The sequence below is a fragment of the Streptomyces sp. NPDC051907 genome (assembly GCF_040681075.1).
Taxonomy (GTDB): domain Bacteria; phylum Actinomycetota; class Actinomycetes; order Streptomycetales; family Streptomycetaceae; genus Streptomyces.
On record NZ_JBFAYB010000108.1, the window covers coordinates 1 to 21,152 of the forward strand.

General features: G+C 71.8%; 20 protein-coding genes. 13 read left to right on the top strand and 7 right to left on the bottom strand.

Annotated elements, in window-relative coordinates; translation table 11 throughout:
* Positions 1–816, top strand: an 816-nt coding sequence (locus tag AB0M39_RS35360) for a class II fructose-bisphosphate aldolase (RefSeq protein ID WP_365371242.1), incomplete at its 5' end; no start/stop codon positions are given.
* A 358-nt stretch (positions 817–1,174) separates the two neighbouring features.
* Entirely contained in the window at positions 1,175–3,532 is a 2,358-nt protein-coding gene (locus tag AB0M39_RS35365; RefSeq protein ID WP_365371302.1) for a beta-N-acetylglucosaminidase domain-containing protein, read from the top strand.
* Positions 3,533–3,596: 64 nt separating this feature from the next.
* Here the strand turns inward: AB0M39_RS35365 and AB0M39_RS35370 are convergent, their stop codons facing one another.
* On the bottom strand, positions 3,597–6,059 hold the full coding sequence (locus AB0M39_RS35370) for a SpoIIE family protein phosphatase (RefSeq protein WP_365371245.1): 2,463 nt from the start codon (positions 6,057–6,059) through the stop codon (positions 3,597–3,599).
* 206 nt (positions 6,060–6,265) lie between these two features.
* On the opposite strand from AB0M39_RS35370, the gene AB0M39_RS35375 reads away from it, so the two are divergent.
* The 3 genes from AB0M39_RS35375 to AB0M39_RS35385 all read left to right on the top strand — a co-directional run bounded on the left by AB0M39_RS35375 (position 6,266) and on the right by AB0M39_RS35385 (position 9,615).
* Entirely contained in the window at positions 6,266–6,586 is a 321-nt protein-coding gene (locus AB0M39_RS35375; RefSeq protein ID WP_365371247.1) for a hypothetical protein, read from the top strand.
* A 105-nt stretch (positions 6,587–6,691) separates the two neighbouring features.
* On the top strand, positions 6,692–7,480 hold the full coding sequence (locus AB0M39_RS35380) for a DeoR/GlpR family DNA-binding transcription regulator (protein ID WP_365371249.1): 789 nt from the start codon (positions 6,692–6,694) through the stop codon (positions 7,478–7,480).
* A 371-nt stretch (positions 7,481–7,851) separates the two neighbouring features.
* Positions 7,852–9,615 carry a beta-N-acetylhexosaminidase gene (locus tag AB0M39_RS35385; RefSeq protein WP_365371252.1) on the top strand — a complete coding sequence of 588 codons (1,764 nt, stop codon included), beginning with the start codon at positions 7,852–7,854 and terminating at the stop codon, positions 9,613–9,615.
* Positions 9,616–9,760: 145 nt separating this feature from the next.
* On the opposite strand, the gene AB0M39_RS35390 is transcribed toward AB0M39_RS35385, so the two are convergent.
* A complete protein-coding gene (locus AB0M39_RS35390) occupies positions 9,761–10,393 on the bottom strand; it encodes an NAD(P)H-binding protein (protein ID WP_365371255.1) in 633 nt (210 codons plus the stop codon).
* Positions 10,390–11,349 (bottom strand): EamA family transporter, encoded by a 960-nt coding sequence (locus tag AB0M39_RS35395; protein WP_365371257.1) that lies wholly within the window; start codon positions 11,347–11,349, stop codon positions 10,390–10,392. Before AB0M39_RS35395 ends, AB0M39_RS35390 begins: the two co-directional genes overlap by 4 nt.
* A gap of 79 nt (positions 11,350–11,428) precedes the next feature.
* Between AB0M39_RS35395 and AB0M39_RS35400 the strand changes: the two genes are divergently transcribed.
* Complete coding sequence (locus tag AB0M39_RS35400) at positions 11,429–12,307, top strand: LysR family transcriptional regulator (RefSeq protein ID WP_365371260.1); 879 nt, start codon at positions 11,429–11,431, stop codon at positions 12,305–12,307.
* A gap of 251 nt (positions 12,308–12,558) precedes the next feature.
* Positions 12,559–13,236, top strand: coding sequence for a hypothetical protein (locus AB0M39_RS35405; protein ID WP_365371263.1), 678 nt, complete (start codon positions 12,559–12,561; stop codon positions 13,234–13,236).
* Between the two features lie 74 nt (positions 13,237–13,310).
* Here AB0M39_RS35405 and AB0M39_RS35410 read toward each other — a convergent pair whose 3' ends face one another.
* Positions 13,311–13,901: a hypothetical protein gene (locus tag AB0M39_RS35410; RefSeq protein WP_365371265.1), complete on the bottom strand. Its 591-nt coding sequence runs from the start codon at positions 13,899–13,901 to the stop codon at positions 13,311–13,313.
* A 226-nt stretch (positions 13,902–14,127) separates the two neighbouring features.
* Between AB0M39_RS35410 and AB0M39_RS35415 the strand changes: the two genes are divergently transcribed.
* Positions 14,128–14,847 (top strand): beta-glucanase, encoded by a 720-nt coding sequence (locus AB0M39_RS35415; RefSeq protein ID WP_365371268.1) that lies wholly within the window; start codon positions 14,128–14,130, stop codon positions 14,845–14,847.
* Positions 14,848–14,900: 53 nt separating this feature from the next.
* On the opposite strand, the gene AB0M39_RS35420 is transcribed toward AB0M39_RS35415, so the two are convergent.
* On the bottom strand, positions 14,901–15,677 hold the full coding sequence (locus AB0M39_RS35420) for a DUF427 domain-containing protein (protein ID WP_365371271.1): 777 nt from the start codon (positions 15,675–15,677) through the stop codon (positions 14,901–14,903).
* Positions 15,678–15,751: 74 nt separating this feature from the next.
* Complete coding sequence (locus tag AB0M39_RS35425) at positions 15,752–16,843, bottom strand: glutamate--cysteine ligase (RefSeq protein ID WP_365371273.1); 1,092 nt, start codon at positions 16,841–16,843, stop codon at positions 15,752–15,754.
* A 178-nt stretch (positions 16,844–17,021) separates the two neighbouring features.
* Here AB0M39_RS35425 and AB0M39_RS35430 point away from each other — a divergent pair, with 178 nt between their 5' ends.
* From AB0M39_RS35430 to AB0M39_RS35450, 5 genes are all read left to right on the top strand, one after another.
* Positions 17,022–17,345, top strand: coding sequence for a plasmid stabilization protein (locus AB0M39_RS35430; RefSeq protein WP_365371276.1), 324 nt, complete (start codon positions 17,022–17,024; stop codon positions 17,343–17,345).
* 58 nt (positions 17,346–17,403) lie between these two features.
* Positions 17,404–18,252 (top strand): aldo/keto reductase, encoded by an 849-nt coding sequence (locus AB0M39_RS35435; protein ID WP_365371279.1) that lies wholly within the window; start codon positions 17,404–17,406, stop codon positions 18,250–18,252.
* Between the two features lie 263 nt (positions 18,253–18,515).
* Positions 18,516–18,980 carry a hypothetical protein gene (locus tag AB0M39_RS35440; RefSeq protein WP_365371281.1) on the top strand — a complete coding sequence of 155 codons (465 nt, stop codon included), beginning with the start codon at positions 18,516–18,518 and terminating at the stop codon, positions 18,978–18,980.
* Between the two features lie 149 nt (positions 18,981–19,129).
* Positions 19,130–19,621 (top strand): DUF1269 domain-containing protein, encoded by a 492-nt coding sequence (locus tag AB0M39_RS35445; RefSeq protein ID WP_365371284.1) that lies wholly within the window; start codon positions 19,130–19,132, stop codon positions 19,619–19,621.
* A gap of 109 nt (positions 19,622–19,730) precedes the next feature.
* Positions 19,731–20,357, top strand: coding sequence for an FxLYD domain-containing protein (locus tag AB0M39_RS35450; RefSeq protein ID WP_365371286.1), 627 nt, complete (start codon positions 19,731–19,733; stop codon positions 20,355–20,357).
* A 174-nt stretch (positions 20,358–20,531) separates the two neighbouring features.
* Here the strand turns inward: AB0M39_RS35450 and AB0M39_RS35455 are convergent, their stop codons facing one another.
* Positions 20,532–21,002 (bottom strand): GNAT family N-acetyltransferase, encoded by a 471-nt coding sequence (locus AB0M39_RS35455; RefSeq protein ID WP_365371289.1) that lies wholly within the window; start codon positions 21,000–21,002, stop codon positions 20,532–20,534.
* Between the last annotated feature and the right edge of the window lie 150 nt (positions 21,003–21,152).

Here is a 21,152-nt window from a genome sequence, read left to right on the forward strand (position 1 = left end):
GTCGGCCTCCAGCGCCGCCGCCCCCGCGTCGAAGCGGCTGATCTCCAGCAGGTCGGAGAGCAGCGACTCGAAACGGTCGAGCTGGTCGCCGAGAACCTGCCGGTGATCCTGCAGATCAGCGAGAACACCGCCCGCTACCACGGCTCGCTCGAGCCGATCGGTCTCGCCGCCCTCGCCGTCGCGCGGGAGGCGAGGACGCCGGTGGCCGTGCATCTGGACCACGCGGAGTCGGCGCAGCTCGTACGGCAGGCGGCCGAACTCGGCTTCACCTCGGTGATGTTCGACGGCGCGCGACTTCCGTACGAGCAGAACACCGCCGCCACCAGGGACGTCGTGGCCTACTGCCACGCCCGCGAGGTCTTCGTCGAGGCGGAGCTCGGCGAGATCGGCGGCAAGGACGGCGCCCATGCCCCGGGGGTGCGGACCGACCCGGACGAGGCGCGGGAGTTCGTCGCGGCGACCGGCGTCGACTCCCTGGCCGTGGCGGTGGGCAGCTCCCACGCGATGCTCACCCGGGACGCCGTCCTGGACTTCGGCCTCATCGGCCGGCTGCGGCAGAGCGTGAGCGTGCCGCTGGTCCTGCACGGGTCCTCCGGCGTCGACGACGCGGGACTGGCCAAGGCCGTGAGGGCGGGGATGACGAAGATCAACGTCTCCACGCATCTCAACAAGTCGTTCACCCGGGCCGTCCGGTCGTACCTGGCCGAGCACCCTCATGTCGCCGACCCCCGCAGGTATCTGGGTCCCGCTCGCGACGCCGTGGCAGCGGACGTCGCGCGCCTGCTGCGGGTCTTCGGCGGCGCCGAGCCGCACTGAGTCAGGCGGGCGGCGTCGGCTTCGCCCGACGCCGCCCCCTCGCCCTTCCCTGCCCGTCACGGCGCGGCGCGCAGGGCGAGAAAAGTCCAAGGGGTCGTCGGCGCCGTGCCGTTGACCCGGCTGCGCCCGGCTGTGACACTCACAAGTCAGCCAAGTGGTTTAGACCACTTGGAGCCTTCCGTGTCCCGTCATGCCCCGCCTTCCGGCTGACGGAGGGTTGTGCCATGAGGAGTCATGTCATGACCCTGACGGCACGGTGTCGAGCAGGGGAGGAACAGTGTCGAGCATTGGAGGAACAGTGAGGACAAGGTTCGCCTGGCGTCTCCCGGCCGCTGCCGCCGTCGCCGCGGCCGTCGCGCTGAGCAACGCGACACCGCCTCCGGCCACCGACCCCCAGCCCGCGACGACGGCCCTGCCGGCCGTCTCGCCCAACCCCCAGTCCCTCGCCCGCACCGGCGACGACGTCGCCGTCACCGGCCGGGTCCTCGTGGTCGCCGACGAGCGGACCGACGCCCCGGCCAGAGACCGCCTCATGGAGTACCTCACGGCCCATGGCGCCTCCCGCGTCGAGGTCGCCGACCCCCGCCGCATGCCGAAGCCCTCCCCGGGCCGGCTGACCGTGCTTGTGGGCCCGGCGGAGCGGCCCGACATCGCACGGGCGCTCGGCCGCACCCCGAGCCCCGACCGCGCCGAGGGCTACGCGATCACGGTCAGCCGGGGCAGACACGGCGCCCCCGACGTCGTAGCACTCGGCGGCCACGACGGCAGCGGCCAGTTCTACGCCGTCCAGACCCTGCGCCAGCTCTTCCACCGCGCGGGCGGCGGCCGCTCGAAGATCTCGAACGTACGGGTCAGCGACTTCCCGTCGATGGCGCTGCGCGGCACGATCGAGGGCTTCTACGGACAGCCCTGGACGCACGCCGAACGCCTGGACCAGATGGACTTCTACGGCGACGTCAAGGCCAACACCTACATCTACGCGCCCAAGGACGACCCCTACCACCGCGGCAAGTGGCGGGACCCCTACCCCGCCGACAAGCTCGACGAACTCGGCGAGCTCGTCCAGCGCGCGACGGCCAACCATGTGCGCTTCACCTTCGCCGTCTCTCCCGGCGAGTCCATCTGCTACTCCGATCCCGCCGACCGCACCGCCCTCAAAGCCAAGCTGCAAGCCATGTACGACCTGGGCGCCCGCGCCTTCTCCATCCCGCTCGACGACATCAGCTACACCAAGTGGAACTGCGCCGCCGACCTGAGGACGTACGGCGCCCCCGGACGGGCCGCCGCGGCCGCCGCACAGGTCGACCTGCTCAACGACGTGCAGCGGAACTTCGTCGCGCGCCACGAAGGGGCCCAGCCCCTCCAGACGGTCCCGACCGAGTACGGCGATCTGACCGACACGGCCTACAAGCAGAAGCTGCGGGCCGCACTCGACCCCGCCGTCGAGGTGATGTGGACGGGCGCCGACGTCGTGCCTCCCAGCATCACCAACGCACAGGCCGACGCGGCCTCCAGGCTGTTCGGCCGCAAGGTCTTCGTCTGGGACAACTATCCGGTCAACGACTACGGCAACACCTCCGGCCGGCTGCTGCTCGCCCCGTACGACAAGCGCGAGGCGGGCCTGTCCGACCACCTGAGCGGCATCGTCGCCAACCCGATGAACCAGCCCTACGCCAGCAAGGTCGCCGTCTTCGGCGCCGCCGACTTCGCCTGGAACGACCGCGCCTACCAGGCCGGCGCCAACTGGCGGCGCGCCATGGACTACCTCGCCGGCGGCGACCGGGCGGCGACCGAGGCGATGCTGGCCTTCGGCGACCTGGAGCATCTGGCCCCCACCTTCGGCGCCACGCCCTGGCAGAGCCAGGCGCCCCGACTAGCCCAGGAGGTCGCCGACTTCTGGACCGCCTGGGACCGCGGCGACCGCAGGGACGCCGTCCGGGCGCTGCGCGCCTACGCACGGAGCATCGAGCGGGCCCCGGCCGTCATCCGGGGCGGCGCCGTGCAGAAGGGATTCACCGCCGACGCCGCGCCGTGGCTGGACGCGACCGGGCTGTGGGGCCGCGCGGCCGTGACGATGGTCGATGCCCTCGACGCCCGCGACCGCGGCCTCAAGCCGCAGTCCGACCGGCTGGTCGCCGCGTCGCGTTCCCTCCAGGCCCAGGCCAGGGCCGTGCGCATCGCCCCCTCCCGCAACACCTGGGGCGAGGTCCCGCCGAAGGTCGGCGACGGCGTCCTCGACAGCTTCCTGGTCCAGGCCGACACCCGGCTCGCCCTCTGGGACACCGCCGGCGGCGGGCAGAACCTCGCGCTCGCCGGCGCGGCCACCGCGTCCAGCGTCGAGCAGGACCTCCCGCAGTTCGCCGCGGCGAAGGTCAACGACGGCAGCCTCGGCAGCCGTTGGTCCTCCGGCTACAGCGACGACGCCTGGGTGCAGATCGCGCTGCCCGCACCCGCCCGGGTCGCCGCGGTGACCCTTGCCTGGGAGGGCGCCTGCGCGTCCGAGTACACGCTCCAGACCTCCGTCGACGGGACCGCCTGGACCACCGTCGAGACCGTGCGCCCCGAGTCGTGCGGCAACGACGTCGTACGGATCTCCAGCGGCGATCCGGTGCGCTATGTGCGGATGCAGGGGGTCGAGCGCAAGACCGCGTGGGGCTACTCGATCTACGAGTTCGGCGTCTACGGCGCTCCCGCGGCCGGCACGGGAGCCGGCTGACCGGGCAACCCGAGCAGGTGAGCGCCCGAGCCGCGGGCGCCGCCGCCGCGCCGGTGGCGGCCCGTCAGCGGGCCGAGGCGTCGGGGGGCAGCGGCTGCTCCGCCCAGATGGTCTTCCCCCGCGCGTGGTAGCGCGTGCCCCACAGCTTGGCCACCTGCGCCACCATGTACAGGCCGCGGCCGCCCTCCTCCGTCTCCATGGCACGCCGCACATGGGGAGAGGTGCTGCTGCTGTCGGAGACCTCGCAGATCAGACTGCGGTCGAGGATCAACCGGAGACGGATCGGCTCGGCGCCGTAGCGAAGGGCGTTGGTGACCAATTCGCTGACGATGAGCTCGGTGGTGAACTCCAGCTCCTCCAGAGCCCATGCGGACAGCTGCTCCTTGGCCATCGCCCGTGCCCGGCCCACCACCTCGGGCTCGGCCGACAGGTCCCACGTCACATGCCGATGCGGCTGAAGCCCCGTCATCCGGGCCGCCAGCAGCGCCACGTCCCGCGAGGAGTGCTCGGGAATCATCGTGCGCACCACGTGGTCGCACAGGGCGTCCAGCGTCGCGGGCCCGCCCGGCCTCGGGGCGCGCGCCACCGCCGACAGCTGCCGGAGCAGGGTGTTCGCCTGCGGGTCGCTCTCCGGGCCCGCGGGCGGCTGGGCCAGACCGCTGGTGTAGAGCACGAGCGCGTCTCCGTCGGACAGCACCACCTCACGGCTGTCGAACGGGGCGCCGCCCCTGCCCAGCGGCACGTTGTCCAGATGCCCGACGAACGACACCTGACCGTCCGCCGTCACCAGGGCGGGCGGCGGATGCCCGCTGCCCGCCATCTCGCAGTGCCGGGTGATCGGGTCGATGACCGCGTACATCACGGTGGACCCCTCGGCGCCGTCGATGAACGGGATGCCCTCTCCCTCGTCGGACCGCTTGGCCTGGTCGTCGAGGTGGGTCAGCAGCTCGGCCGGCGACAGGTCCAGGTCGGCCAGCGTGCGCACCGCCGTGCGGATACGGCCCATGGCCACCGCCGCGTGCAGTCCCCGCCCCGCTGCGTCCCCCACCACGAGCGCCACGCGAGCTCCGGAGAGCGGGATGACGTCGAACCAGGCGCCGCCGAGCACGGTACGGCCGGAGGCGGGAAGGTAGCGGGACACCGTCTCCACGCCGGTGAGGCCCGGGAGCTGCTGCGGCAGCAGACTGCGCTGCAGGGCGAGAGCCGTCTTCCGCTCGCGCGTGTAGCGGCTGGCGTTGTCGATGCACACGCCAGCCCGGGCCACGAAGTCCTGCGCCAGCAGGACGTCGTCGTCCTCGAACCGGTGCGCGCGCTGGAACCGCAGGAAGACGACGGTGCCCAGCGGAGTGCCGCGGGCGTACATCGGCACCAGCAGCCAGGAGTGGACTCCCCGGTCGCGGATCAGCGCGGCCCGCTGGAGGTCCACCGTGGCGATCTCGGCGAACAGCTGCTCGCCCGTCAGCAGCACCGGCCGGCCGGCGGCGAGCGCGAGCGCCGCCGGCGAGCCAGGCTCCGAGGCGAACGGATCGACCTCGCCCGTCGCGACGAGCGTCTCGACCTGGATTCCCCCGACCACCGACTCGGCCGCGCGGCGCAGGACGAGGGTGTCCGCGACGGGCCCGGTCGCCGGCTCCTCGCCGCCGAACACCGAGTCGAGGATGTTCACATACACGTAGTCGGCGAAGCGCGGCACCGCCACATCGGTCAGCTCCTGCGCGGTGTTCAGCACGTCGAGCCGGCTGCCGATCTTGGCGCTCGCGTCGTTGACCAGCGCGAGCCGCTCCCGCGCCCGCACCTGCTGGGTCACCTCGTAGACGGCGTGCGCCAGCGCTATGACCTCTCCCGAGTCGCTGCGCAGGGGCAGGATCGTCTCGGACCAGACCTTGTCCAGGTCGGGGTCGTCCGGGGCCCGGCCGTGCACCTCCGTGCCGATCTGCGCCGTGCCGCTGGCGAGCACCTTGCGCTGACGCTCTTCGAAGGCGTCCATGTCGAGGAGCCCCTCGGGCGCCACCTCCCGCATGGTCCGCCCGAGCACGTTCTTCGCGAATCCCGAGGACCGGACCTGCGACTCGTTCTGGGCGAGGTAGCGCAGCCGGTCGTCGAAGACGTCGATGAGGAACGGCGACTCCTTGAACAGCCCCCGTAGCAGAGAGCGACGCAGCTCCCGGTGGCGTGCCGCGTCCGCGCTGTCGGCCTGCAGCAGCCAGCGCTCCTCGCCGCCCGCGCTCTCGAGCCGGTGTGCCCACACCACCGCGTCGACGGTGGACCCGTCGCGGGCGCGCAGCTCCACGGCTCCCAGATAGGTCTCGGGCTCGGTGCAGCGGCCGGTCAGCTGCCCCGCGTCGTCCCGCGCACAGAGCAGGTCACGACAGGGCGACCCCTGAACCTCCTGTGCGGAGTAGCCCAGCAGCCGCTGGGCGCCGGGGCTCCACCGTACGAGGACACCGCGCCCGTCGACGGCGGCGAAAGCGCTGCCCCGTGGCTCGGGAGGCCCACCCGAGACATCTGGGAGGACCACGTGAGGCATAGGTACAGGACACACCCGGTCGGGTGCGCACACCACTCGGAGCGCCTGCGGTTCGCCGTGCGAGACGGCGGGAGACGGGGTGCGGCGCCCCGCTGGGAATCTCTCGCGAACCAATGCGCCGATCCGCGCATCGAATCGGTCGACAGAGGCGCTGCGCGGGGAGTCGCACGTCGTGGCGCGAGCAAGGACCCTCGAGGAGTACTGAGATGGCGAGTCTTTCCGGCAGTGCGCGAACCCGCGAGTCCGTCGGCGGGGATCCGGGCCCGGTGGCGGAGGCGTCCCGTGTCCGCGTGCGCGTCCGCTGCCTTCGGCGGGCGGCGGTCGTGGGGGCGGTCCTGCTGCTCGGCCTGCTCACGGCGTGCAGCTCCGCGGGCGGGGTGCGCAGCGCTCCGCCGGAGTCTCCCGACGCCGTGCCCACCGCTCCCGGATCGCCGACCGCCGCCGCGGGCGAGGGCGCCGCCGCCCTCCCCGGCCCCACCCCCGGGTGTCGTACGGCCGCAGCGCCCGACGGTCTTGCCGGCCGCTGACGATTTGAGTGCGATATGAAAGGAAAATGAGCACGACTGGACAGGCTCATGGGCGCCGGCCTGTGGTTTCATTGCCTGGCAGGTACACAGACAAGGGGACGGCAGATGGCGGGAGCGCATGCACGGTGGAGTGCCCTGCTGGAGATGCTGACGCGTGACGGCCGTATCGAGGTCGACGCCGCCGCGACCGAGCTGGCCGTCTCCACCGCGACGATCCGCCGGGACCTCGACGAGCTCGCCCGGCAGAACATGGTCACGCGGACCCACGGCGGCGCCGTGATCAACGCGATCGCCTACGACCTGCCGCTGCGCTACAAGGCCGCCCGCAACGCCCCGGAGAAGGAGCGGATCGCCCAGGCGGCCGCGGGCCTGGTGAAGGCCGGCGCCGTGGTCGGCCTGAACGGCGGCACGACGACCACCGAGGTCGCCCGGGCTCTGTCCGTCCGCGCCGACCTGGCCGAGAACGGCGCCGAGACCTCGTTCACGATCGTCACGAACGCCCTGAACATCGCCAACGAGATGGTCGTACGACGCCATGTGAAGCTCGTGGTCACCGGCGGCGTGGCGCGGCCCGCGTCCTACGAGCTCATCGGCCCTCTGGCCACCGAGCTGCTGGCGGAGATCACCCTCGACCAGGTCTTCCTGGGCGTCGACGCCATCGACGTCGTGCACGGCGCGACGGCGCGGCACGAGGGCGAGGCGAGCATCAACCGGGCCCTGGCCCAGCGGGCCCAGCAGGTCGTCGTGGTGGCGGACTCGACCAAGCTCGCCCAGCGGGCCTTCGCCAGGATCTGCCCGGTGGAGGACGTCGACGTGCTCGTGACGGACAAGGGCGCGCCGACCGAGCTCACCGAGCCGTTCACCGCCGTGGGCGTGGACGTGATCCGCGCCTGACACCTGACGCGCGTCCCCCGCCGGGCCGCCGTCCCGCAGGCCCGCGTCCCCCGCGGCCGTCCCACAAGCCCCCGTCCCGCAGGCCCCCGTCCCGCTCAGTACCCGCCAGGCAGCGCGCGGGTCGCCGCTGGCCGCATCGCCGCCCCTGAGCCGGTCGCCGCCGATGCGGCCTGCCACAGACAACCCGCCTACCTGGGAGAACGCTCTTCGCCGTCCCGTGTTCGGGGGCGGGGCGCTGATGACGAGCATCCGCTGCGACCCGCTGCTCATTAATGCTTGTTTGGCTTGAACTCTTGACACTAATGAGCATGAAGGGGAGTCTCGCCTCACCGCGCGGTCACTCAGAAGCCCTTCTGTAGCGAGGAGTTGCCATGCATCCCCGTCCACTCCGGTCCAGTCGCCGTTCGCTCAACTCTCCGAGTTCCCTCGGCAGTCTTCTCTGCGCGGCGGTGCTGACCGGAGCGCTCGCCTGCACGGGAACGACTCCGGCGGTCGGTGTGCCGCAGTCGCAGCCGCCGCGCGCCGAGGCCGTGCCCCCGTCGATCGTCCCGCAGCCCGCGTACGAGAAGGCTCTCGACGGCCCCGGGTTCACCATCGGGCGGAAGACCCCCATCGTCGTGAAGGGCCATGACTCCGACGCGCGGAAGGTGGGCGGATACCTGGCCCGGCTGCTCCGTCCGGCGACGGGCTACGACCTCAAGGTGAACGCGGACGGCCACGATCGTCGCCCTGCCATCACCCTCGACCCCCGAGGACCGAAGTCGCTGGGCAAGGAGGGCTACAAGCTCACCTCGCGCGCCGACGGCGTCCGGATCACCGCGCACGGCGCCGAAGGACTGTTCCGCGGCATCCAGACGCTGCGTCAACTGCTGCCCGCCGCCGTCGAGTCGCCGACCGTCCGGCGCGCGCACTGGGTCGTCGCCCCCGTCCGCATCGCCGACACGCCCCGCTACGGCTACCGCGGCACGATGCTGGACGTGGCCCGTCGCTTCTACCCGGTCGCCGACGTCAAGCGCTACATCGACCAGGCCGCCGCGTACAAGATGAACACCCTGCACATGCACCTCACCGACGACCAGGGCTGGCGGATCGCCGTCGACGCGTTCCCCGAGCTCACCAAGGTCGGCGCCAGCACGCAGAGCGGCTTCACCGGAGGCTCCTGGTTCTACACCAAGGCCGAGTACCAGGAGATCGTCGCCTACGCGAAGTCGCGTTTCATCACCGTGGTCCCCGAGATCGACGGGCCCGGCCACACGAGCGCCGCGCTGGCCTCGGTGCCCGGCCTCAACTGCGACGACAAGGCGAGACCGCCGTACTCGGGCTTCGACGTCGGCATCAGCCTGGTGTGTCTGAGCGACGCGCGGCACATCGCGAAGGTGGGCGACTTCCTGACCAAGGTCATGAAGGAGGTCGCCGAGCTGACCCCCGGCCCGTACATCCACGTCGGCGGCGACGAGACCCCACAGGCCACCCTCGACCAGTACACGGCGTATGTACGGGCGGCGGGCTCGGCAGTGAAGGCGCAGGGCAGGAAGACGGTCGGCTGGCACGACCTGGGCAAGGGACCCCTGCCCGCCGGCAGCCTTCTCCAGTACTGGGGCGACGACGACGCCCGGGCGACCATCGGCACGGCCCAGGAGTCCAGGGACATCCTCGAGACGAGACAGGGCGTGGCGCAGGGCGCCTCGTTCATCATGTCTCCGGCGGACCGCGCCTATCTGGACATGAAGTACGACGGCGCCACCCCGTACGGGCTGTCCTGGGCAGGGTATGTGCCGGTCAAGAAGGCCTACGACTGGGATCCCACCACGGCGACCGCGAAGCTGGACGGGACCGGCTCGGTCGTGCCCGCCGACCGGATCGCGGGCGTCGAGGCGCCGCTGTGGGCCGACCGCGCGTACACCGGCAGCAGCAGCCTGCCGACGTCCCCCTCGCAGTTCGTCGCGCCTTCGGTCTACACGGACTTCATGGCCTTCCCCCGGCTGCCCGCCGTGGCCGAGATCGGCTGGTCGCCGAAGTCCACGCACGACTGGACGAGTTTCAGCTCCCGCCTCGGGGCCCAGGGTCCGCGGTGGAAGGCCGCGGGGATCGGCTTCTACGCCGCGCCGGACGTGCCCTGGGCGAACGAGAAGTGACCCGTCGATAGCCCGCGCGTGCCTCGGCCCGACGGCGGCCAGCCGTCGGGCCGAGGAGCCCCTGTCCGCGCGCCGATGCGCGCGGACGAGGGCGGAGTCCACCGAGACGTCCCGTCGAAGTCGGCCCTCATCGGCCACACGAGTCTCAGTAGCCGACGGTGAAGTGCCTGTCCTCGCGCGGGTTCTCGAGTTCGTCGACGACGGCGACGGCGAGGTCTTCGGCTGAGATGAGGGACGTCCCGTCGGCGCCGGCGATGAGCGTGGCGCCGCCGCGTCGGTACTGGCCGGTGCGGTGTCCGGGCTCGAGGACGGCGGGCGGGCTGAGGTAGACCCAGTCGGCCCGGTGCGCGCGGCAGGCGTCCAGCTGCGCGGAGCTGGCGGCTGCGACAGCGCGCCACTCCCGCGGCACGTACTCCGGGCTGTCGACGACGAGCCGGTCGGGGTCCTGCGGGTTCTGCAGCGGGCCGGCGCCGCCGACGACGAGGATGCGCGTCCGGGTTTGCGCGGCCGCGTCCAGCAGAGCCGTCGTGATGCCGACGATGGTGTCCTCGTGACCCGCGGCAGGACGGGTCGCCGCCACGATCGCGTCGACGCCCTCGAACTGTCTGCTCATATGGTCGGCGTCGGTCGCGTCGCCCTCGACGACGATCACTCCGGGCGGCAGGGCGGCGGGCCGCGCTGTCCGGAACACCGCGACCAGGTCATGGCCCCGGCGGGCGGCTTCGCTGACGACGCGCGAGCCGACCATTCCAGCGGCTCCGACGACGGCGATCTTCATCGAGGTGTCTCCTTCGGTGTGGGTGTTGCGGCAGAGTCGGGTGAGCGGGGGGCGGGCGAGGGGAGCTGTCCCGCGACGATCGCGGCGAGCGAGAGCCCGAACCCCACGAGTTGGACAGGACCGAGCGTCTGGCCGAGCACGACGGCGCCGAGGACGGCGGCGACCAGCGGCGAGAGCAGGACGAGGACCGCGACAGAGGCGACGGGCAGCGAGGTGACGCCGCGGACCCACAGGACGTACGCGATCAGACCGCCGACCAGGCTCAGCCAGAGGTAGCCCACCGCGGCGGTCAGGTCGATCGCGGGCGGCGACCCCTCGAGAAGAAGGGTCAGAGGCGCCAGGAACAGGCCTCCCGCGGTGAGCTGCCAGCCGGCGAAGGCGGTGACACTGGCCCCGGCGGGACGTCCCCAGCGTTTGGTGAGCGTCATCCCGAGCGCCAGTGTGGCCGCGCTCCCCAGGCCCGCCGCGATCCCGACGGCGTCGAGTCCCGCGTTCGGCCCGATCACCACCAAGCCGACGCCGACGACGCCCGTCACCCCCCAGGCGAGGCGCCAGGCGGACAGGCTCTCGTGGAGGAGCGCCACGGCCAGGACGGCGACGATGAGCGGCTGGGCCGCGGCCAGCGTGGCGGCGACGCCGCCCGGCAGGCGCTCGGCCGCGGTGAACAGCAGCGCGGAGAACAGTCCGAGGTTCAGCACGCCGAGCACCGCCGCCTTCCACCACCAGGCGCCGCGCGGGAGCGTCCGGGCGATCGCCAGCGCGATCAGGCCGCAGGGCAGGGCGCGCAGGAATCCCGCGAACAGCGGGTGTCCCGGCGGGAGAAGCTCGGTGGTGACGATGTAGGTCGTGCCCCACGTCAGGGGAGCGAGCGCGGTCAGCAGGGTGCGCGGCAGACGTCCATGGGGGACGCCGTCGCCGGCTCCCTCAGAAACCGTCTGTGCGGCTGGACTTGTCATGCTCGAAGTCTCGCGCGGCAGTGATCAATGAGTCCAACACATGTTTGTCACCTCATCGATCTCGATACAAGATGGATCCATGGAGCTCCAGCAGATGCGGTACGTCGTCGCCGTCGCCGAGACGAACAGCTTCACCCGCGCCGCCGAACGGTGTCTGGTCGTCCAGTCCGCCCTCAGCCACCAAATCGCCCGCCTGGAACGGGAGCTGGGCGCGAGGCTCTTCGAGCGCACCAGCCGCCGGGTGCGGCTGACGCCGGCCGGCGAGGCGTTCCTCCCGGCCGCGCGCCAGTGCCTGGACGCAGCCGAGCGCGCGGTCGCCGAGGTCGCCGCGGCCGTCGGAGAGGTACGCGGACGGCTCGCCGTCGGCCTGATCCCCACCGTCGCCGCGGTCGACGTCCCGGGTGCGCTGCGCGACTTCCGCCGGCAGTATCCGCAGGTGCGCATCAGCCTGCGGGTGGGTGCGAGCGACGACCTCGCCGAGCAGGTCAGGGAAGGCGCCCTCGACATCGCCTTCCTCGGGCTGCCGACCACAGCGCGGCCCCAGGGCGTCGCCGCCCACGAACTCGCCCGCGACCGACTCGTCGCCGTGGTCGCGCCGGACCATCCACTCGCCGGCGAGTCCGTGGTCGACCTTCGCAGGCTCTCCCGCGAGGTGTTCGTGGACTTTCCGCCCGGGACGGCCGGACGTCTCCAGTCCGACCAGGCCTTCGCAGCCGCTGGCCTCGGCCGTGACGTCCCCTTCGAGGTCAGCACCGCGGACTACATCGCTCGACTCGTCGGGCCGGGCCTCGCCGTGGCCATGCTCCCCTCCGCCTACGCCCCTCAGCTCGTCGGCGTCGTCACCGTCGAGGTCTCCGACGCGGCCAACCGCGTCGAGCACGTCGTCTGGAGCCGCTCCAGCCGCACCCCGGCGGCGACCGCCTTCCTCGCCGTTCTCGGCATCGAGGCGCAGGACTGAACACGACTCCTGTGGCCTCGTCTTGCCTTGCATCGGTGCGGCTGAGGCCGTGACTGTGACTGATTTCAGGGCAGTTGAGACCGATTGATTTCAACACATCGCTCTTTTCGACCAATCCGCTGACTTGCCGGGTCCGAATCACCTCGGGGGCGCAGTGCGGCCGGTCCTGCGGAGACGAGTGGTCTCAGGCGGGTCCACCGCGAGCCTCCGCAGGTCGAGAACGACAGTGCACATGGCGATAGGCGAGGAACATGGAAACGCAGGCGAAGGAGCAGGGCGGCATCGAGGGGCGCTTCGGGGAGGGGCGGGTCGACAAGGCCGTCTTCGTCGACGTCAGCGGGCGTCGAAGCAGAAGAGCCCGCCGCATCGGCTGGTGCGCCGGCATCGTCTGCTCCCTGTACGTCGCCGCTCTGGCCGGGTTCCTCGTCGACGGGGAGTCGGGTGCGCCCTGGCTCCGCCTCCCCTCGGCGCGGCAGGACATGGCCGCCGGGCCGTCGACGGTCGAGCCCGTGCCCGCCCCCGACCGCCCCGACCCCGTACAAGAGGAGACGGACGGCGGCGACGACGCTTCGGCGGACGCGCTGCGCCTCGACTCCGCCGGCCCTGATCGGGGAGGCGTCGCATCAGGGCCGACGGAGGGCTCGGCGCCCGCTCCCGCCGGCTCGGCGAAGCCGGCTCCCGAGACCGGCGCCGACGCCGGGGGAGCGGTGCGGCGCCCCTCGCCGGCAGCGGAGGCCCCCCGGCCCACCGCCCGACCCACAGCCGAGCCGACCTCCGAGCCGACGTTCGAGCCGACCCCTGAGCCGAGTGCCGAGCCGACCGTCGAGCCGACGCCCGAGCCGAGCGGGCAGAGCCCGGAGCCCGGTACGCCCACGCCCACGGCGACCCTCGGCGAGCCGAGCGCGGAGACGACGCTGCCGACAGCGTGACCGGCTCGCGCACACCGAGGGGGCGGGACCCGCGAGCTCGCGGGTCCCACCCGTCGTCCTTCGTACGGGTCGGATCAGCCGCGCAGACGGTAGCTGTTGGCGAAGCCGCTGGTGCTGCATACGTTCAGCTGGCTGGAGACCTGGTCGTAGGTCCATCCGGACGGCACGGTGCACGCCCACAGCATGTTGGCCGGGGTCCGCAGGCGGTAGCTGGTGGCGAAGCCGGAGGTGCTGCACACGTTCAGCTGGCTGGCGACCCGGTCGTAGGTCAGGTTCCAGTTGGGGAGGGTGCAGGCCCACAGGTTGTCCTTGGGCGCACGCATCCGGTAGCTGGTGGCGAAGCCGCTGGTGCTGCACACGTTGAGCTGGCTGGAGACCTGGTCGTAGGTATAGCCGGGGGAGACGCTGCAGACCCAGATGTTGTCCTGCGGGGAGCGCAGGTGGTACATGGTGCGGAAACCCTGTCCGCAGGTGTTGAGCTGGCTGGCGACTCGGTCGTAGGTGTAGCCGGCGGGCACGTTGCAGGCCCACGTGTTGTCCAGCCCGGACGCCTGCGCCCGGGCGGTGGGCGCGTTGACGGCGAAGAGCAGGGTCGTGGCGAGCAGAGCGAACGTCGCCAGCAAGGCTCTGGTCAGGTCCGGGAACGAGCGCGTGGATGTACGCATGTACCACCTCTTTCTGGAAGGTCCGCGCCGCCGGTTCGCCGGCGGCACGGGCAGGCGGTGACTGGCGCCGCGTCGAGCGAGGCGGGCCGGCCGCCGGGGTCCACCGGCCCCAGCGAAGCTAGCGACGCCGCCCCGAGAGCGAGAGGAGGTTTTCGGTCTATGTCAGAACAAGCCATCGGAATCATGGATTCTGGTGCCATTCGAGACTTTTGATCGGGAGGTGCGCATGCTGCTTCAGTACGTCAGAAGGCGGTTCGGCGGTCATGACGGGCCGCCGCTCGAGGCGCCGCCGCAACGAGGAGAGCCCGTCTTCACCGCTGACTTCGCCTCGACGGAGCAATGGGTCCAGGGACGTTCCTGGGCGTATCCGAACGGCGGACCCACCAACCGCGGCGACGACAAGCGGGACCACCTCGTCGTGGACCCGTCCTACTGCCGCGCCGGCGTCTTCCGCGCCACGCGGCGCCCGGAGGGGTCGTGGAGCACGGGACTGCTGACCACGGAGGGCAGCGCCGAGGGATTCATGGTCCAGACGGGCGACGTCCTGGAGGCGAGCGTGCGCCTCCCCGAGGAGAACGGCGCCTGGCCTGCCGTCTGGACCTGGTACGAGGGCGGCAACGAGGTCGACGTCTTCGAGTACCACCCGGACAACCCCGACCTGCTGGAGCTGTCGAACAGGGTGGGAGACCGGGGCCACTGCTACCGCCACGAGGACGTCAGGCCCGGCGCCCGGATCGAGCTGACGGTCGAATTCGGCGCCAAGTCCGTCGTCTGGTGGGTCAACGGCGCCCAGGCGTACGCCGACCGCGCCGGGGTCGGCCGGCACTGGCGCGCCTACCTCATCGTCAATCTGTCGGTGTGCGCGGGGACCCACCACCCGCCGCCGGACGCCACCGCCTCGGCGATGTCGTACGAGGTCGACGCCTTGCGCGTATTCCGGCCATGAAGAGCGGGCCGGCGGGCTCCGCCGGCCCGCCCCCATGGCGGGAAACGCGCTGCTCAGCTCTTCGAACGGGAGAAGGCGGTGACAGGACGCTCCAGGGGCAGCCCGTCGAGGAAGACGTCGACGCGCTCGTTGAAGAAGGCCACCAGCCCGGCGATCGGCTGGAGCTGCCGGGTGGGAAAACTGTAGGACCAGGCGACGTCGGGGTGTGTCTGGGCGCCGATCAGGGCCGACCAGTATCCGCTCGTCCTGCCCTTGTAGGGGCAGGCGGTCTCGGTGTCCGTGGCGGTCAGACGCGCGAAGTCGACCAGGCCGCGGTCCACGTAGTACCGGGTCGGCAACCCCGTCTCGAAGACCATCACCGGCGCGGGGGACTCGGCGAGGACGACGCCTTCGAGCTCGATCCGGACGGGCCGGTTCGAGCGCAGGGCGTCGACGCGGGCGTACGGGTTGCGCGGATGGACGAAGACCTCCTCGTCCTCCTCGTACCAGGCGTCCAGCGCGGCCCAGTCGAAGCGGACCGTTCCGCTCAGCCCTTCGACGGCGGAGTCCTTGAACACCTTCGCCGCACGCGGGCGATGGACGTCGCCCAGGCGGATCGCGTGCACCTCGGCCACGCCTCGGCCGGTGGGCTGGGTGTGGCCCTCGCTCGTCAGCAGGTCGGCCCGGACGTCGTCGAGGGGGATGTAGTACTGCGGGTAGTAGCTGACCTCCCACACATACCGCGCACGGGTGGTGTCGAGGACGGTCTCGCCTCCCAGGGCCGCCCGGATCCGGCGGGGGACCGGCGCCACGTGGTTGACCGGCACGATCATCTCTGGATAGTCGTTCATCGCTCTCCTCCTCGGTCGGAGTCCAGACGTTCCGCCTGCTCTCGGGGGCGGCATGGCCCGGCCTGTCGTGGGCCCTACGCGCTCGTCAGCCGCACGCATTCGGCGACGACGTCCCGCAGACTCCCGGTCCGCTCCCAGATCGCACGCTGAGTCCCGGCCCCGCTCCCCGTCGTCAGCAGAGCGCCCAGCGACTCCTGGGCGCGCTCGGTGTCGCCGTTCTCGTCCAGGGCGTCCCGGACGTGGTCGAAGAGCGCCCGTACCACCGCCTCCGCCGGCGCCGGCCGCACGGCCAGAGGGTGGACCAGCCGGTCGTCCAGGCCGTACCGGCTGGCCCGCCACGCGGCGAGCCGCAGCAGGCCCACCCCGTGCCGTGGGGGCGGCTCGCCCGCCTGCCATGCGCGGGAGGCCGTGTCGACCAGGCCGCGCGCCAGGGTGGCCAGCAGCACCGTCGCATCGGGGTCCAGACACACGTCCGCGACTCTGATCTCGACGGTGGGATAGCGGTGCGACAGCCGGGCGTCGAAGTAGACCATTCCCTTGTCGCGCAGCACACCGGTGCCGATCATGTCCCGCACCTGCTCGTGATACCGGTCGGCGGAGCCGAAGACCTCCACCGGGCCGGCCGAGGGCCAGCGGCCCCAGACCTGGCCGCGGTAGCTGCGGTAGCGGCTGTCCTGCCCCTGCCAGAACGGCGAGTTCGCGCTCATGGCCAGCAGCACGGCCAGCCAGGGCCGGATCCGGTCCAGGACCGCGACGCCCTCCTCGTCGGAGTCCACCGAGACATGGACGTGGCAGCCGCAGGTGAGCTGCTCCTGCGCGGTCAGCCCGTACTGCTCGTCGATCCACTGGTAGCGCTCCCCGGACCCCACCGAGGGGCTGACCGGCAGCGGCGACGTGGCGAGGGCCGCGACCGCCACCTCCATCTCGCCGGCGTGCCTCGTCGCCTCCGCCCGGCACCGCCGGATCTCGTCGCCGAGGTCACCCATCGCGACCTGCGGCCGGGTGGCGAACTCCAACTGCTCGCGGTGCAGCTCCGCCTCGAAGACCTCGTCCTCCCCGTCGGCCTCCCGGGACGCCACGGCCAGCACCGCCGCCGACACCGCCTCGGGCTCGCCGGTCTCCGCGTCCACCAGGAGCAACTCCTCCTCCACGCCCACGCTGCGCACGACCTCCGCCTTTCTGCCGGACCGGCTGCCGTTCCAGCAGACCACGCGGGAGCGAGGTCCGCGACGAGTGAGTCCCCGCCTCCCGGGCACCCGCAGGCCGAGGAGAGCCTCAGCCTGCGATTGCGGCGCCGCGACGCACGGCACAGGGTGAGAACCAGACGTACGGAAAGGAGTCGTCATGCCTCGCGGTTCGAGTCCGAAGCGGGAGCGTCAGTACGAGCACATCAAGGAGAGCGCCGAAGAGCGTGGAGAGAGCACGAAGCGCGCGAAGGAGATCGCCGCCCGCACCGTGAACAAGGAGCGCGCACGCTCCGGCGAGTCGCGCACCGCCGGCAAGTCCTCGACCCAGGAGATGTCGTCGTCGAAGCGCGGCGGCCGGCGTTCGCACAGCGGTGCTCAGGGGCCGACGTACGACCAGCTGTACGCGGAGGCGCAGCGTCGCGACATCCACGGCCGCTCGTCGATGAACAAGGCCGAGCTGAAGAAGTCGTTGGGCCGCTGAGAAGGGGCCGACCGCGCTGTTAGCGTTGCCTCTTGACTGAGGGGATGCGGACACACCGATGACAGCGACCACCTTTCTCATAGGCGGGGATCTGCGCGTACGGCGGCTCGGGTTCGGAGCCATGCGACTGCCCACCGAGCCCGGCCCCGAGCGCGAGGCCTCCCTCGCGGTCGCCCGGCGGGCCGTCGAGCTGGGCGTCACGCTCATCGACACCGCCCACCTGTACGGCGGGGGCGCCAACGAAGAGCTTCTCGCCGAGGCGCTCCACCCCTACCCGGACGACCTGCTCATCACCACGAAGATCGGCGTCGCCCGCTCGGCCTCCACCGGCGAGTGGGGACTGGACGGCCGGCCCGCCGTGCTGCGCGACCAGGTCGAGCACGCTCTCCGTCGTCTGCGCGTCGAGCGGATCGAGCTGCTCCAGCTGCACCGGATCGATCCCGAGACGCCCCTCGCCGACCAGCTCGGCACGCTGCGGGAGCTGCAGACCGAGGGAAAGGTCGGCCGGGTCGGGCTCTCCGAGGTCACCGTGACCGAACTGGAGCAGGCGCGGAGGATCGTCGACGTCGTGAGCGTGCAGAACCGCTACAGCCTGCTCGACCGCGCGTACGAGCCCGTGCTCGAGGCCTGCGAGGAGGCGGGCATCGCGTTCCTGCCGTGGCGGCCGATCGTGGCGGGGGAGTCGGGCGCGCAGGCCGAGGTCGCCGCCGTCGCGGCCGAGACCGGCGCGACGCCCACGCAGGTCTCGCTCGCCTGGCTGCTCGGCCGCTCGCCGGTCGTCCTCCCGATCCCGGGCACCGCCCGGATCGCCCACCTCGAGGAGAACGTCGCCGCGGCGGACCTGCGCCTGACGCCGGCCCAGCGCGACCGCCTCGACCGCCTCGACCAGCCGTCCGAGCAGGCATAACCCCTCCCCGAGCAGGCGTGACTCCCTTCCCCCGAGCGTCCCCGAGCAGGCGTGACGCCCGCTCGGGGAGGAAGTCGGCCAGCTTCGGCGCGCGCAATTGGCCCTAAATAGTTGGTGCCTACAATTTCAGGTCAAAGAGTGACACGAACACGTCATGGCGGGCCGGAGCGGACGCTTCCGGCGCCGCCCGGGCGCCAGAGTCCGGGGACGGCATCCCGATCGGGGCGCCGATGGTTGAACTACCTGACTCAAGGAGTTCGCTCGTGGGGAAGAGAGCTACCGCGCTTCTCGCAACCGCCGTGCTCGCCAGCCTGATGCTCGTCGGCCAGGCGCACGCGGCACCCTCAGACCATGCACGTCCGGCCGCCTCGGGGAAGACGGCCATACCTGGGGAGCAGGCGACCCAGGTGCGCTATGCGCCGTTCACCCTGAGCCACAACCAGTCGGTCAGCTCCGACACGGCCCGGCTCGTCATGCAGTCCGACGGCAACCTCGTCATCTACGACGAGTTCAACCGGGCCCGCTGGGCCTCCAACACCGTCGGCCAGGGCTGGACGGCCCGCTTCCAGACGGACGGCAACTTCGTCGTCTACACCCGCTCCAACCGCGCGGTGTGGGCTTCGAACACCGCAGGTCGCCCCGGTTCGCGCCTGGCCATCCAGGACGACGGCAACGTGGTGATCTACGACGGCAGCCGCGCGGTCTGGGCGTCGGGCACCAACCACTGATCCGCCTGCTTCTGAGAGGCCGGGCCCGCACGGGCCCGGCCTCGTCGGTGTGCGCGCCGCGGGGTCGCGGCGCGCCCGCGCATCTTCTGCCTGATCGCCGAATTGGACATAAGGTTCGTATTGCCAATCTGGTGACCAAGGAGATCAGGATGTCCGAACTCATCGTCATCGGCTACGACGAGCCTCCAACCGCGAACAAGGCCTTCAAGACGGTCCAGCAGCTGGAGAAGGACTCCGTGCTCAAGCTCACCGGGCTCGCCTTGGTCTCGGTGGACCAGGAGGGCGAGACGCACGTCGACACACCCCGCAAGAGCGAGAAGGTGGCCGTGTCGGCCACGGCGGGCGCCCTGTGGGGCATGGTCTTCGGCATGCTCATCCTGATGCCCGGGATCGGCGTGGTGGGCGCCGCGGTCGGCGGGATCATCGGCAAGGTGAGCCAGATGGGCGTCGACAAGTCGTTCCGGGAGAAGGTCCAGTCCCTTCTCAAGCCCGGCTCGGCCGCCGTCGTGATCATGGCTACGGACATCGTCGACGAGAAGTTCGCCGCGGCGATGCAGCCCTATGGCGGAACCGTCCTCAAGACGTCTATGGCGGACGAGGACGAGAAGGAACTCGCCGAGCAGCTCGCCGGCGACCAGTAGAGCCCGGGGCCGACCCCGCCCTGCGCAGGGTGCACGGGGCACGGCCGTTCGTCATGGGCGCCACCGGAGGGAGCGTCCCTCGGTCGCCAGCTGGGAGAGGACAGTCCAGATGACCGCATGCGCGAAGGGCCGGCCCGGCAGGCGACGGCTGGCGACGGTCGCCCTGACGTGCGTCGTCGTCGCGTCGAGCGTGGCCGCGCTGTCGTCGTGCAGCACCGACAGCGGCGACACGGAGGGCGCGACGACGTTCAGCCCCCGCCCGACGCCCCCCGACACGTCCGCGTTCTCGGGCACGCCGCCCTCGGCCATGGCCTCCGCCGCCGAGTCCGCCCTCGAGTCGGCCCGCGCCGCGGCCTCGTCCGCCTCCGCTGCCGCCTCCTCCTTCGAGGCGTCGGTCTCGGCTGAGCTGACCCGTGCGAACGAGGCGGCCGCCGCCCAGCTGAAGAACGTGGAGGGAAAGGGCAACGCGACCTCCGACGTCTCGCTGACGGGGAGGCCCAGAGCCGAGACCGGCGGTCTGCAGGCGGTCGTCGTCAACATCGCCAACAGCACCGACGAGCAGGCGTCGTACGCCGTGCAGGTGGACTTCGTCGACGCCGACGGCAAGGCGGTGGAGACGAGGATCGTCGGCGCGGAGGACCTCGAGCCGGGCGAGCGGGCTCGGCCCCTCGCCATCAGCCGGAAGCCCGCCGACCTGGCGCTTACGGCGAAGATCGCCAAGGCTCAGCGGTACTGAACGCGGGCGGTGAGCGTCGGCCCGTACCAGGCGACACATCCGGCAGCGGGCCCTTCGGCGGTGCCCGCCCTCCCGCCCTCCAGCCCGCCAGCCGTCGTGCCGTCCAGCCGCCCCGCCGTCGTGCCGCGTGCGATCTCGGCGAGGAGCAGGGCATCGGCTCACTAGGCCGGGGGCCTAGCCCAACTCCAGCTCGCCCACCGTCTCGCCCCCGCTCTTCTCGCCCGTCAGCCGGAACCCCAGCCCGAGATAGAAGCGCTCGGGGCCGCTCTCGCCCGGCTCCCAGGTGGCCGTCAGGCGGTCGCCGCCGCGGCGGCGGATCTCGGCGGCCACGGACTCGACCGCGAAGCGGCCGTACCCCTTGCCCTGCTCGCCGGCCGCGATGTTGAGGCGCCACAGGCCCGAGCGGATGTCGGCGCCCGTGCCGTCGTCGGCGAAGTCGATGTCGAGGAAGGCCATGAGGAAGCCGACGGGCCGGTCGCCGTCGAGGATCAGACGGGGCCAGGCTGCCTCCGGGTGTACGTACGCCTCGGCGAGGGACTTCACGACCGGCGCGACCAAGTGCTCCTGGTCCGGCCGGACTCGTATGCCGATCGCGGCGTCGAAGTTCTTCGGGGTGATCTTCTCCAGGCGGAGCGTGGTCGTCATGCGGGAACCATAGAAGGGCGGTCAAGCGGATTTCCGAGCGGCCGTGTCCGAGCGACCGCGTCGGAGCGGGCCGCCTTGCTCGGCGTCGGCCCCGGGGAGGCGCGCGCCGCTCGCGCCCGCCCCTCGTACGTCCGAACGCGCGGTACGACA